This is a genomic window from Geoalkalibacter ferrihydriticus DSM 17813, assembly GCF_000820505.1.
In the GTDB taxonomy this organism is placed as follows: domain Bacteria; phylum Desulfobacterota; class Desulfuromonadia; order Desulfuromonadales; family Geoalkalibacteraceae; genus Geoalkalibacter; species Geoalkalibacter ferrihydriticus.
On record NZ_JWJD01000001.1, the window covers coordinates 301,011 to 314,130 of the forward strand.

The 13,120-nt window shown below is 55.6% G+C and carries 14 protein-coding genes and 1 tRNA gene; 4 read left to right on the forward strand and 11 right to left on the reverse strand.

The genetic code is table 11. The features are described 5' to 3' along the window. The first annotated feature begins 34 nt into the window (after positions 1-34). The 4 genes from GFER_RS01520 (at position 35) to GFER_RS17375 (ending at position 3,037) form a co-directional block, all read left to right on the forward strand. Positions 35-841, forward strand: a complete 807-nt coding sequence (locus GFER_RS01520) for an undecaprenyl-diphosphate phosphatase (RefSeq protein ID WP_040095433.1) — start codon at positions 35-37, stop codon at positions 839-841. Between the two features lie 9 nt (positions 842-850). Beyond that, positions 851-1,966, forward strand: coding sequence for a glycoside hydrolase family 3 protein (locus GFER_RS01525; RefSeq protein ID WP_040095436.1), 1,116 nt, complete (start codon positions 851-853; stop codon positions 1,964-1,966). Positions 1,967-2,040: 74 nt separating this feature from the next. After that, positions 2,041-2,445, forward strand: a complete 405-nt coding sequence (locus tag GFER_RS18510; protein WP_040095438.1) for a hypothetical protein — start codon at positions 2,041-2,043, stop codon at positions 2,443-2,445. 40 nt (positions 2,446-2,485) lie between these two features. Continuing rightward, on the forward strand, positions 2,486-3,037 hold the full coding sequence (locus GFER_RS17375; protein ID WP_052445843.1) for a CPBP family intramembrane glutamic endopeptidase: 552 nt from the start codon (positions 2,486-2,488) through the stop codon (positions 3,035-3,037). Between the two features lie 5 nt (positions 3,038-3,042). Here GFER_RS17375 and GFER_RS01540 read toward each other — a convergent pair whose 3' ends face one another. From GFER_RS01540 to GFER_RS17380, 11 genes are all read right to left on the reverse strand, one after another. After that, the gene (locus GFER_RS01540) at positions 3,043-3,747 is read right to left on the reverse strand and encodes an RES family NAD+ phosphorylase (protein ID WP_040095440.1); all 705 of its coding nucleotides are present in this window, start codon (positions 3,745-3,747) and stop codon (positions 3,043-3,045) included. Next, on the reverse strand, positions 3,747-4,163 hold the full coding sequence (locus tag GFER_RS01545) for an MbcA/ParS/Xre antitoxin family protein (RefSeq protein WP_052445844.1): 417 nt from the start codon (positions 4,161-4,163) through the stop codon (positions 3,747-3,749). Before GFER_RS01545 ends, GFER_RS01540 begins: the two co-directional genes overlap by 1 nt. 189 nt (positions 4,164-4,352) lie before the next feature. Next, a tRNA-Pro gene (locus GFER_RS01550) sits at positions 4,353-4,429 on the reverse strand. A gap of 100 nt (positions 4,430-4,529) precedes the next feature. Continuing rightward, positions 4,530-5,831: a phenylacetate--CoA ligase family protein gene (locus GFER_RS01555; RefSeq protein WP_040095443.1), complete on the reverse strand. Its 1,302-nt coding sequence runs from the start codon at positions 5,829-5,831 to the stop codon at positions 4,530-4,532. A 59-nt stretch (positions 5,832-5,890) separates the two neighbouring features. Then, a complete protein-coding gene (locus GFER_RS01560) occupies positions 5,891-6,322 on the reverse strand; it encodes an ACT domain-containing protein (protein WP_040095444.1) in 432 nt (143 codons plus the stop codon). A 19-nt stretch (positions 6,323-6,341) separates the two neighbouring features. After that, positions 6,342-7,646, reverse strand: a complete 1,305-nt coding sequence (locus GFER_RS01565) for a phenylacetate--CoA ligase family protein (protein WP_040095446.1) — start codon at positions 7,644-7,646, stop codon at positions 6,342-6,344. Positions 7,647-7,697: 51 nt separating this feature from the next. After that, positions 7,698-8,276, reverse strand: a complete 579-nt coding sequence (locus tag GFER_RS01570; RefSeq protein ID WP_040095449.1) for an indolepyruvate oxidoreductase subunit beta — start codon at positions 8,274-8,276, stop codon at positions 7,698-7,700. Then, positions 8,266-10,035, reverse strand: a complete 1,770-nt coding sequence (gene iorA / locus GFER_RS01575; protein ID WP_040095451.1) for an indolepyruvate ferredoxin oxidoreductase subunit alpha — start codon at positions 10,033-10,035, stop codon at positions 8,266-8,268. Before iorA ends, GFER_RS01570 begins: the two co-directional genes overlap by 11 nt. Before the next feature lie 145 nt (positions 10,036-10,180). Beyond that, positions 10,181-11,881 (reverse strand): Na/Pi cotransporter family protein, encoded by a 1,701-nt coding sequence (locus GFER_RS01580; RefSeq protein ID WP_040095453.1) that lies wholly within the window; start codon positions 11,879-11,881, stop codon positions 10,181-10,183. 100 nt (positions 11,882-11,981) lie between these two features. Continuing rightward, entirely contained in the window at positions 11,982-12,623 is a 642-nt protein-coding gene (locus GFER_RS01585) for a hypothetical protein (RefSeq protein ID WP_040095456.1), read from the reverse strand. A gap of 2 nt (positions 12,624-12,625) precedes the next feature. Next, positions 12,626-13,111, reverse strand: coding sequence for a Crp/Fnr family transcriptional regulator (locus GFER_RS17380; RefSeq protein ID WP_052445845.1), 486 nt, complete (start codon positions 13,109-13,111; stop codon positions 12,626-12,628). Between the last annotated feature and the right edge of the window lie 9 nt (positions 13,112-13,120).

A 13,120-nucleotide genomic window follows, 5' to 3' on the forward strand; every position in this document is an offset into this window, starting at 1 on the left:
CTAAGGGTCTTTACTCTTCTCTGGAAAATCGTCTATGGATTTTTTGCAGATCTTTGTTCTCTCCGTGGTTCAAGGCCTCACAGAATTTTTGCCCATATCCAGCTCGGCTCATCTGATTCTTGTCCCCATATTTACCGCCTGGGAAGATCAGGGTCTGGCATTTGATATTGCCACCCATGTCGGAACCCTCGCCGCCGTCATGCTTTACTTTCGCCGCGACCTCTACCAAGTCAGCGTCGAATGGGCCCATTCGCTCAAAAGCCGGCGCCTGACGCCCTCCGCGCGCCTTGGTTGGGGAATTCTGCTGGGCACCATACCCGTTGGACTAGCCGGTTTGAGCTTTAAGGGGTTCATTGAAACATCCATGCGCTCGCCCGTCATTCTTGCCTGCAGCCTGATCGGCTTCGCCTTTGTGCTCTCCTACGCCGACTGGCGCCGCCGAGGCGCACGTGACGAGTACAGTCTGACCTGGAAAGACATTCTGCTCATAGGGTGCGCGCAGGCATTGGCTCTGATTCCCGGCACCTCGCGCTCGGGAATCACTATGACCGCCGCCTTGCTTCTTGGCCTTAACCGCGAGGGTGCGGCGCGCTTCTCCTTTCTTCTTTCCATCCCCGTGACTGCTCTGGCTGGTGGCCTGCAAGCCGTAGAACTGACCCGTTCACCGGGTCTGGTCCATTGGACGCCCATGATTCTCGGCGCCCTCTTTTCCGGAATCAGCGCCTTTATCTGCATTCACTACTTCCTGGTCTTTATTCGGCGCATCGGCATGCAGCCCTTCGTCATCTACCGTATCGCCCTGGGCATTTTACTGCTGGTTGTGTTCGGTCCAAAACTGTAAGGAAACCAATTGAAAACTGTAAGGAAAGTTGCTTTTTTTCTGCTGGTTGGCGCTTTTTTTCTGGCGGGCTGCTCCCCCAAGGCGTCCGCCCTCTCCCCTTCCCTTGACGAAAAAATCGCTCAGATGCTGATGGTTGGCTTCCGGGGGACAATCGTGGACGAAAATCATTTTATCGTTCAGGATATCAAAGCGAGGAAACTCGGCGGGGTTATCCTGTTCGATTACGATATTGCCGAAAGACAACCAGGACGCAATATCAAGTCGCCGGCCCAGGTTGACGCTCTCGTTGCATCCCTGCAGGCAGCGTCCTCTGCCCCCCTGCTCATTGCCATCGACCAGGAAGGGGGAAGAATCGCACGCCTGAAAGCGCGCGATGGTTTTCCGCCGACGGTCTCCCACGGTTTTCTGGGACAGGTGGACGATCTGGAAATCACCTCAGAACACAGCGCCAAACTTGCGAAAACGCTCGCCGACCTGGGCATCGGACTGAATCTTGCTCCGGTTGTCGATCTCTGCGTCAATCCCGACAATCCGGTCATCGCCCATTACGAGCGTTGTTTTTCGGCAGATCCCGAGAAAACGACGGCTCATGCCTTGAGATTCATCAAGGCCCATCATCAGGCGGGAGTACTGACCAGCCTCAAGCATTTTCCCGGCCATGGCAGCTCAACAACCGACTCTCACCTCGGATTTACCGATATCAGCGACACTTGGTCGGAGACTGAACTCATACCCTTCCGCCGGCTGATCGCACAGGGAAGAGCCGATGCCGTGATGACGGCCCATGTTTTCCACGCCCGTCTCGACGAGCAGCACCCCGCCACCCTCTCCTCCGCAGTCATCGGCGGCCTGCTGCGGGAGGATCTGGCTTTTGAGGGGGTGGTGATTTCAGATGACATGCAGATGGGCGCGATTACCCAACATTACAGTTTTGAAACGGCCGTTCACTTGGCGATCAAGGCCGGAGTCGACATTCTGGTTTTCGGCAACAATCTAGACTACGATGAAAAAATCGTGGTTCGCACCATCGCGCTTATCAGAGGCTTGGTGGACAGCGGCTCGCTCAGCGCGTCCCGCATCGATGAATCTTACCACCGCATCCAGAATCTGAAACGTCGTCTATAGCCATCAGGCAATGCTTATAAGTGTCGACAATCAATCAATATACAGTCCGGCAAACCCTGACTTGCGGAGATTCCATGGCCTACGACAGCATAGAGGATGCTTTTCACTTTGTCAGCGACGCCCCGCCCGGCGAACGCAGCGCCGTGGTCCATCGGCTCACCGGCCAGGTCTTTATTGCTTCTCTTAAAGCCGGGTACGACCAACGACCTGCCGGAAGTGAAGCAGATCCCGACTACCTGACCATCCCCCACCGCAAAGATTTAGATCCCGGCAAACCGCTGGTGCTGGAATTCATTCAGAACTACTGTCCGCGCGAATTGGCGCGCGTTGAAGCGCTCTTCGCCCGCCCCGGCGCATTTCGCCATGTTAAGGACCTGCTGCGTCGCCAAAATTTGCTGGACAGTTGGCAGGTTTTCGAAGACCAACGGATCGAAGCACTGCTGCGTCACTGGTGCGCAACACAGGGACTGTCGGTGTAGCTCACCTGAGCTCGGTAAGGGACGAAATGGCGCGGACTGTATGAACAAAAACCTGTTCCTCTACTTTACTGCGTTTTTTTATGCAGGCCTCACACTGGTCGCCCTGATTCTCAATCGCCTGCTGACGGGAACCTATCTTCCCTCGCCTGTTGTGTTGAGCTGGGAGGCGGCAGGGCTAGCAGTCGCGGCGTCCGGGTTGATGATGGCGGCGGTATGGCTGCTGGTTGTCCTTGACCTGCCCTTTATGGGGCGCATTCAAGAAAAATTGGCGCAATACCAGCCGTTGCTGGCCGGCCTGAGTCAGTCAGAAAGGATTTATGTTTCTGTCCTGGCTGGTTTTTCCGAGGAATTACTGTTCCGGGGTGTTTTGCAGCCATCCTGGGGAATTGCGGTGACCAGTGTCGTTTTTGGTGCCTTGCACGCCGTCACTTTCAGTTATTTTCTTCTGGCGACAGCCGTAAGTTTTTACCTTGGCTGGCTGTTCCAATACACTGGCAACCTGTTTGTGCCGATGGCCGCTCATGCCCTCTATGATATCTTTGCACTGAACCTGCTGGCTTGGCTTAATGCCCGCGACGAGCTGAAACGATGAGTGATTTATTCAGCAGAACCATGCTGGATCTTCATCCACCCAATTCCTGGCTCGCGCTCCACCACCACGGGACTGCGGAGCGCGGGATTGAAGCGGTAGTTCAGGTAGCAGAAGTCCTGTGGATTGGAGAGGATATCCGGCGTAAAGCTTGCCAGATTAACCCCTTCGCAGCGGGCCGATCTGACCAACAGGCCATTAAGTCGCTGGTCATGGAGATAAGCCCCCAGCGGCTGGGTGAAGGCGTAGTCATCGGCGATCAGAGCCGGCCACCTTTTTTCCTTGCCGCGTAGATCGACCAGCACTCCCTGGCAGAAAACCTGAAAAATACGACGCTCCCCAAGGATCTCACGCTCCTCGTCGGGAAAAGCACTCAGGACAAATTTACGCCAGTGGTGGACGGTTTCGTAGACGGTGGTCTCCATCTCAAGTGAGCCGTACCACACTCCATAGCGGCTGCCGTCGCTGAAGCGGGTGTGCTGCCAGGGCTGTGCAACGAAGGGGTAGCAGATCAGCGCATAGTCAAAGGGCCTGCGCACAAAGGTGTCTTTGGCTGCGGGCTTTCCCAGGCTCTCGGCGGCGACAGCGGCAGCCGAGTCCTGCTCATCCTCGGCGAGGTCATCAAAAAGATCCTGGGAATCACGAATGCTCTTGATATTGCGAAAGGGGCGTCCCTCAAAGACACGCACGCGCGAGACAAGATCGGCATACATCAGCGGCCCCGTTCAAAATCCAGGTAACGGCGAATGGCCAGAAGCCCTTCGTAGCCTTCGCGCATGATGTCGAGGGGTCTGCGACCGGCAAACCGGCTGTTGGGCTGGCTGATCCAGCGATAGGCCAGATCCCGGTCATGGGGAAAAAAGATGCGCAGGGATTTATGAATGGCCAGAAGGTGGCCGGCACGCCCCAGCAAATCTACGCTGTCGGCCAGGGGCTCGCCCCTGCGGTAGCGTCCCAGGGAGGTTCTGGCCTGCGGAGAAAGGCCCAGCAGCAGGCACTGGTCTTCGGCGGAGAGATCCCAGTGCTCCAGCAACCGCATAATCATGCGTGCCAACCGGGCGCGCGTATCGCGATCACGCAAATCCGGGGACTCGGGATTCTGGTGAATTTGGCGTGCATAAGGGACCATGCGTTACCTCCTCTTGTTGCAGACATTGTAACACTTGTTACATGGAGTGCAACAAAATCCGCCTGAGACCCCGAGGAAATAGCATCGACTTCGGCTTGCTCGACCGAACTCTGTCATCGCGACATCCTGACTCTATCGCCTAAAAGCAAAAAGGCCGACCCTTGCGGGTCGACCTTTTTGCTTTTTTATTGGTCGGGGCGAGAGGATTTGAACCTCCGACCCCCTGCACCCCATGCAGGTGCGCTACCAGGCTGCGCTACGCCCCGTCAACCAATGCGTCGGGATTATGTTGGATTCGAGGTTAAATGTCAAGCAGAAAAAACGACCCGTGAAAAACAAAAAACCTCTGTAACTTTCGATTGTTATTCAAGGTTTGCGGCGATCGATGACACGCTGGGCCTTGCCTTCGTGGCGTGGTATGGAGGTCGGCTCCACCAGCTTCACCCGCGCACGAAGCCCCAGCGTCGCGGCCAGGCGTTTTTCCACCATGCCGACGAATTCACGCTGTTTTTTCATCTCATCAAAGAAAATTGTCTCGTTGACCTCAACCTGGACCTCCAGAGTATCCATATGTCCCTCGCGGTCAAGGACCAGCTGGTAATGGGGTTCGCAGCCCTCCACCTGAAACAGCACTTCTTCGATCTGCGTCGGAAATACGTTGACCCCTTTGACGATGAGCATGTCGTCAGAGCGCCCACGGGTTTTTTCCATGCGCACGAGGGTGCGTCCGCATTGGCAGGTGTCGTAATGCAACCGCGTGATATCCCGGGTGCGATAGCGGATCATAGGAAAGGCTTCCTTGGTCAGGGTGGTGAGTACCAGCTCGCCCACCGCTCCAGCGGGAAGCACCTCACAGGTGTGAGGATCGATGATTTCAGGGATAAAATGATCCTCGAAAATGTGCATGCCGCACTTGAATTCACACTCCCCCGCGACCCCTGGCCCCATAACTTCTGAGAGCCCGAAGTTATCGGTGGCAAGAACACCCAGCCGCGTTTCGATCTCTCGGCGCATTTCCTCGCTCCAAGGTTCGGCACCGAACAAACCGACGCGCAACTTGAGGCTGTCCGCTCCCAAACCCATGCGATCGAGGTGATCAGCGATCGTCAACGCGTAGGAGGGCGTGCAGACCAGGGCCGAGGACTGATAGTCCTGCATAATCATAATCTGCTTTTCGGTGTTGCCGCTGGAAATGGGGATCACCGAGGCTCCGATCCGTTCGGCTCCATAGTGCAGGCCGAAAGCGCCGGTGAACAGGCCATAGCCGAAGGCGATATGCACGATGTCGTCGGCCGTTACACCGGCGGCCGTCATCATGCGCGCCACCAACTCGGTCCAGTTGTCGAGATCGTTGCGCGTATACCCGACCACGGTGGGTTTGCCCGTAGTCCCCGAAGAAGAATGAATGCGCACCACTTCGCGCAAGGGAACGGCGAACATCCCATAGGGATAATTGAGGCGCAGGTCTTCCTTGGTGGTGAAAGGAAAGTGGGCCAGGTCGGAAAGTTGTTGTAGGTCTTTTGCGCTGACGCCGGTTTCCAGAAACTTTTTCTGGTAACAGGGAACGTTGCGATAGGCGCGCTCAAGGGTGATACGCAGGTTTTCGAATTGCAGCGCTTCGAGTTTGTCGCGCCCCATGCATTCGCGATCGGGATCCCAGATCCTCATGCCATACCTTCCTGAAAAGCCTCAATCCGTTTCGAGAAATACGGCCACAACCATTCGTTCTACATGCAATAGACTCGCTCACCCGCCAAGACATTCACACCCTTCGCAGTCAATACCTGGATTGCGCCTTCGGTATCGTCAAAGCGAAAGATGATCACTGCATTCTCCCCGCAGCGCTCGACAAAGGCATACATGTACTCAACATTGATGCGCGAAGAATCGAGGACTTGAAGAATACTGCTGAGTCCAAGCGGACGATCCGGTACTTCAACCGCGACCACCGCGGTCTTGTTGACGGTAAATCCTTTACTTTTGAGCACTTCGTTGGCTGCATCGGTTTTATCCACAATCAGCCGCAGAATGCCGAAATCTGAGGTATCAGCCAGGGACAGAGCGCGAATATTGACGCCTGCCTCCCCCAGAACCCGGGTGACCTCTGCCAGGCGACCCGATTTGTTTTCGATGAAGATGGAAATCTGCTCGACTTTCATGGCTCTCCCCTCTCTTGGCTTAGAGTTGCGGCCGGTTGTCGACGACGCGTTTAGCCTTGCCCTCGCTACGGGTTATGGACTTGGGCTCAACCAGGCGCACCTTGCAGGTTACGCCGAGTAGATCCTTGATTTCCTTGCGAATGCGGTTGGATAACTCCTGTAAGACCTTGATTTCATCTGAAAAGGTTCGCTCGTTGACTTCGACCTGCACTTCCAGGGTATCGAGGTTATCGTCGCGATCAACAATAAGCTGGTAGTGTGGCTCGATCCCCTCGATGTTGATAAGGATGCTTTCAATCTGCGAGGGAAAGACATTGACCCCGCGAATGATGAGCATATCGTCACTGCGCCCGCTGAGTCGCTCGATACGCTTGTGGGTGCGGCCGCAGATGCAAGGTTCGGCGATCAGGCGGGTAATGTCACGGGTGCGATAGCGGATAAGGGGAATGCCCTCTTTGGTAATGGTGGTGATGACCAGTTCGCCCTTTTCCCCATCGGGCAGCACCTCTCCGGTTTCGGGATTGATAATTTCCGGCAGAAAATGGTCTTCCCACATATGCAGGCCATTTTGCGCTTCGTAGCACTCAATAGCGACGCCCGGTCCGAGGATTTCGGAAAGCCCGTAAATATCGATGGCCTTCAAGTTGAGTTTGACCTCGATCTCATCACGCATCTTCTCGCTCCAGGGTTCGGCACCGAAGATGCCGATACGCAACTTGAAATTGCGTATATCAAGGCCCATCTCCGCAACCGATTCCGCCAGAAACAGACTGTAGGAAGGGGTGCAGGTCAAAACCGTCGAGCCAAAATCCTGCATGATCATGATCTGCTTTTTGGTGTTGCCGCCGGACATGGGAATGACTGAGGCGCCCAGGCGTTCGGCGCCGTAGTGGGCTCCGAGACCGCCGGTGAACAGGCCGTAGCCGTAGGCGTTGTGGATGACATCGCTTTTGTGGGCACCGGCGGCGACAAAAGAGCGCGCCATGAGTTCAGACCAGGTGTCGATATCGCGGCGGGTGTAGCCGACGACCGTCGGCTTGCCGGTGGTACCGGAACTGGCATGGATGCGCACGATCTGCTCTAGAGGCACGGCGAACAGCCCGTAGGGGTAATTGTCGCGCATGTCCTGCTTAAGTGTGAAAGGAAAGCGCTGCAGGTCATCGAGACTCTTGAGTTGATCGGGCGTGACGCCGGCACGACGAAAATGCTCGCGGTAAAAAGGCACCGTGGCGCTGACCCGCTCCAGGGTCTGGCGCAGTCGTTTGAATTGCAGGGATTCAATGGCCTCGCGCGGCAGGGTTTCAAAATCATCGTTCCAGATCATGGCAACCTCTTAAATGCAGTGATGGGTGATACTCATCACTTATCACCTTATTTAGGCCTGGCGTCCCAGGGAAAACGCCTTCAGGTTTTCGTCGAGAAATCTTGCGGGCACCCGGTTTTTCATGGCCTGAACCCAGGCGTCTTCGGCGATATCCATCATCGTCGATAGCGCGCCGAGCAACACGGTGTTGACGGTACGCATATTGCCGGCCTGCACGGCCAGATCCATGCTGTTGACAATGCGACTGCGGGGGAAGGCCGCGCGGATTTTGCCCGGAACATCCTCGGGGTAGCTTTCCTTGCCCAGGGCCACGCCCGGGGGCACAATCTGCAGGTCGCTGACCACCACCTGTGCATCCTTCTTGAGCAGCGGCAGATAGCGGTAAGATTCGAGAAGCTCAAAACCGAAGAGGATGTCCGCCTCGCCTTCGGGAATAATGGGTGAATAAACCTTTTCACCGTAACGCACATGGGAGACGACACTGCCGCCGCGTTGAGCCATGCCGTGCACCTCGGCTTTTTTGACGTCATAGCCGCCGAGCATGAGCACTTCGGAGAGAATTTCGCTGGCGAGCAGGATACCTTGCCCACCGACACCGACCAGCAGGATGTTTTGTACTTTATTCTTCATGGCAGACTCCGAAGGCACCGAATTTACAGACTTGCATACAAACCTCACATCCCACGCAGACCAACTTGTCAATCTGCGCCTGCCCCTTGGTTCCGGCAGACGGATTCCACTTTATGGCGGGACAGCCAAGCTTCAGACAGGCCTTGCAAGCGGTGCATTTCTCGGCATCGACAAAAAGCGGCGGCTTTCTTTGAATGAGGTCGCGCTTGTGCAACATGCAGGCGCGGCGCGTGATGATGACGGAGACTTCGGGACGCTCCATCTCGCGCTTGATCAGGTCGCGGGTCTCATCAAGACCGTAGGGATCGATGGTATAGACGTGCTTGACACCGACTGAGCGGCACAGAGCTTCGAGATCCACCTGATAGGAGGGATCGCCCTTGAGGCTATAACCGGTGCCGGGATGGTCCTGACGGCCGGTCATGCCCGTGGTGCTGTTGTCGAGGATGATCACGGTGGCGGTGGAGCCGTTGTAGACCATGTCGATCAGGCCGTTGATGCCGGTGTGCAGAAAAGTCGAATCGCCAATAACAGCGACCACTTTCTGCTTGTCCTCCGCCGGGAGAACCTTGCTGATTCCCGTCGCGTTGCCGATGCTGGCCCCCATGCATACGCAGGTGTCCATAGCCGAGAGCGGCGGCATGAAACCCAGGGTGTAGCAGCCGATATCGCCGGTGACATACGCCTTGAGGCGATTGAGTTGATAAAACACACCGCGATGGGGGCAGCCCGGACACATGTTGGGCGGACGCTGCGGCAGGGTTTCCGTGGGCGTGAATCCCTGGGGAATTTCCTTCTTGTGCAGGCCGGCAGCGACCCGTCCGGGGGTCAGTTCCCCGCAGATGGGCAACAGATCCTTGCCATGCACTTCAATACCCATGGCACGCACCTGCTCTTCAATGAAGGGGTCGAGCTCTTCAATGACGTAGAGCGTCTTGCAGCGCGCAGCGAACTCGCGAATCAGGTTTTTCGGCAGCGGATGAACCAGACCGAGTTTGAGCATCTGAGCCTCAGGCAGCACTTCCTTGGCGTACTGATAGGCCACGCCGGATGTAATGACGCCAACATCGCTTTTGCCTTCCTCGATGCGGTTGAAGGGTTGGGTGCAGGACCATTCGGCCATTTTCTCCAGGCGCTCTTCCACGAAATAGTGGCGCTTGCGGGCGTTGCCGGGCAGCATGACCAGCTTGGCTGGATCACGCACCAGACTCGGCTCGGGCAGCCCTTCCACCGGTGCCTCGGGATGAACAATAGACTTGGAGTGTGAAATACGGGTGGTCGAGCGCACCATGATGGGCGTATCGAACTTCTCGCTCGCCTCGAAGGCCAGGCGGGTAAAGGCGCGTGCCTCCTCGCTGTCCGCGGGCTCAAACATGGGTACCTTGGCGAAGCGTGCGTAATGACGGCTGTCCTGCTCGTTCTGTGATGAGTGCAGCTCCGGGTCATCGGCGACGATTAGCACCAGGCCGCCGCGCACCCCGGTATATGACAGCGTGAACAAGGGATCGGCCGCCACGTTGACGCCGACATGTTTCATGGTGCAAAGGGCGCGCGCGCCGCCGAAACTGGCGCCAATGGCAACTTCAAGGGACACTTTTTCGTTGGGGGCCCAGGAGGAATCAATACTGGGATAAGAACGCGCGATGTTTTCGAGAATTTCCGTACTGGGCGTACCGGGATAGGCCGAAGCCACCTTGACGCCGGCCTCAAAGGCCCCGCGGGCAAAGGCTTCGTTGCCCGAAAGAATGGTCTTGTCCATGGATGTCCTTTCCAGAGTGCCGTTCAAAGATTGAATTTGGAGAGTCTAAGCAGAACCGGGAATATAGATCAAGCGCGGGGAGATGTCAATTTCATTCAGGATTATACGGGGTTGGCGCCCGCCTTTGAGGCGGGCGCCCAGGGATTTATTTGCGCCCAACCAGTGCCTTGGTCACATTGAAGGTATGGTCGCCGATCTTTTCGAAACTGTGCAGGATATCGATGAAGATCAGTCCGGGCAGCACGGCGCACTCGCCAGTATTGAGTCGAGAAATATGCCCATTGCGATAGACTTCCTCAGCCTGATTGATGCTCTTCTCGAAAAATTCGGCCTTTTCCATGACCGAAGTGTCTTCCCGCTCTACGGCATCGATAATGAAAGCCAGGAAATCCCGCGCTTTTTGCGCGATGTCGGCAACTTCCTGATCGGCCGTGCCGGAGAAGATTATTTTCTGTTCCTGTTTGCGCTGCCCCAGCAGCCAGATTTTCTCACAGTAATCGCCAATGCGCTCCAGGTCGTTAACCATGTGCATGAGCGAAGCGATTTCCTTGTGCATCTGCGAGGAGACTGATTGCTGAGAGAGCGCCACCAGAAAATTGGTCACCTCCTTTTGCAGGAGATCGACGGTTTCCTCTTTTTTCTCAAGAGTTTCAAGCCTTTTTTTGTCATTGTCGTGCAAATACGCCATGGTTTCTTCAACCATTTCACGACAAATAAGCCCCATACGACGGGTTTCGGCACGGGCCTGTCCCAATGCAATCGGCGGCGAATTGAGTACGCGTGTATCGATGTGCTTGAGATGAAAATCCTGGACGGCATCCTCGCCGCGAATCATTATTGTCGTCAATTTTGCCAGAATCCCGACCAAAGGCAGGAAAATCAGCGTATTGATGATATTGAAGAGAGTATGCGTATTGGCGATGTGGCGGGCTATGTAAGGCTTCTCTCCCTCCTTGAGGCCGGCACCGAAAGCATCAGCCTGAGCCTGGGTCTGCAAAACAAAATCCGCGTCGCCGGGAGTTATGGCCGAAATAATCTGGAGGAAAAACGGAAACAACAACAGCATGTAAGTCACCCCGATGGCGTTAAACAGAAAGTGCGCCAAAGCAGTGCGTCGTGCGGCCAGATTGGTTCCCATCGCCGCCAGATTGGCGGTGACGGTGGTGCCGATATTTTCGCCCAGAATCAGAGCAACGCTTGCCTCGAAGGTCAACAGGCCGCTGCTGGCCAGGGCCAGGGTTATGGCGATGATCGCGGTGCTGCTCTGCACGATTACGGTCATGATCGCGCCAATGAGCACCCCCAGCAAGAGGTTGTCACCGATCAGCAGAAAAAAAGTCCGAAACTCCTCACTGGCGCGAAGGGGATCAAAGGCCTCGCGCATGATGGTGAGACCGAAAAACAACAAGCCAAAACCGAGAATCACCTCGCCAAAATAACCCCATTCACGTTTTTTCCGGCAGAAAAGCTTGAGAAAAACACCGATTCCGATGGCCGGCAAGGCATATTTGGTGATTTTGAAGGCGATAATCTGAGCCGTGACCGTGGTGCCGATATTAGCGCCCAATACCACACCGATGGCCTGCATCAGATTCATCAGCCCAGCATTGACAAAACCCACCACCATGACGGTGGTGGCGCTCGAAGACTGAATGATCGTGGTTACCCCGATTCCAACCAATGTCCCCATGAAGCGGTTGTTGGTGAGTGCCGCAAGAATTTGCCGCATGCGGTCGCCGGCGATTTTCTGCAAGCCCTCCGACATGATTTTCATGCCGTAAAGAAACAGGCCAAGGCCACCGAGAAGCATGAAGATCAGGGTTTCATCAAGCAGGACAGATAACATGGAGTTCCCTCTTCCCCGGTCGCCCGGGAAGAATGAAGTTTAGGCGGGAATGAACGGGGCACGCAGTCCTTGAAAAAACGGGCTGAATATAGCGGATAGATCAGTTTTTTTCAACGGAAAAGGGGAAGCGAAAATCGGCGTCTTCAGATAGAGGTGTGCCGGGCAGGAAATAACGTAGTTCAAAAGACTTCATGCGGGTCAAATCGGCAACGAAATAAACCAACCCGGAAACACGGCCGCCGGGTAGAACAACGCCTTCAGGCAGAGCCTGCGTGTAGAGATCCTGGGGAAATCGCTGGGGAAAATAAGGCAGGGAGCTGTCAAAATCAGCGGCGCGCGAGACGCGGACGGCATCCTGAAGATAATAAAAGCCCACATAGGGATAAGGAATCAGATAGAAGGAATCACGCGCAATCATTTCGTGGACTTTTTTCGGCGTAACCGGACGCATCTGATTGCCGCCTCCATCGACCAGGTAAAAACCGTCGAGGGAAAGAGGTACACCCTGATTGGATGAATTATCGAAGCCGATCCAAAAGGAAGTTAGATTCTCTACCATCTGGTAAGGACGCACTTCCAGATCCTGCACCCTGACGGTAAGACTCATCTGTTCCAGTTGCTGGGTCACCGATCCGTCAGAAGGATCAACCTGGGAACCGGCCAGGGGTTGTGGCACCACTTTGACGCCACAGCCGCCGAGAAACACAAAGGAACACAAGATTATCAGAATTACTCGATTCATTTTTAGTGACCTCCGGCATGGTGAGGCGATTTGCCCAGTGCAAAACGCAGCATCTGGTGATAATCCTCTTCAGCGGCTCGCACTCGCTCGCTGAACACCCGCAGGATGTTGCGCATCAGCTTCATTCCCAGGCGGGGATGGCGATCGCAAAGACGGTTGAATTCTTTTCGGGTCAGATTGAGCAGACAGGCGGCTTCGACAATACGCGCCGTCACCGGACGGCGGCCCTGGATCACAACAGCCAGCTCGCCGAAAACCTCCTCCGGACCCAGAATGATCAGCGTTCGCTCCTCCCCTTCGGCGGTTGCCTTCGAGATTTGCACGGCACCGCTTTGGATGAGATAGAGGCTTTCCCCGGGCATGTTTTCGATAAAGACGGTGGTTCCTTCAACCATGGTCTTTTCATTGAAGGAATCAGCCAGCAGGACCAGCTCCCCCTCGTCGAGGCCCTTGAGCAAAGCACAGTTTTCAAGACCAGCAAAAGCCATTGGATCCCC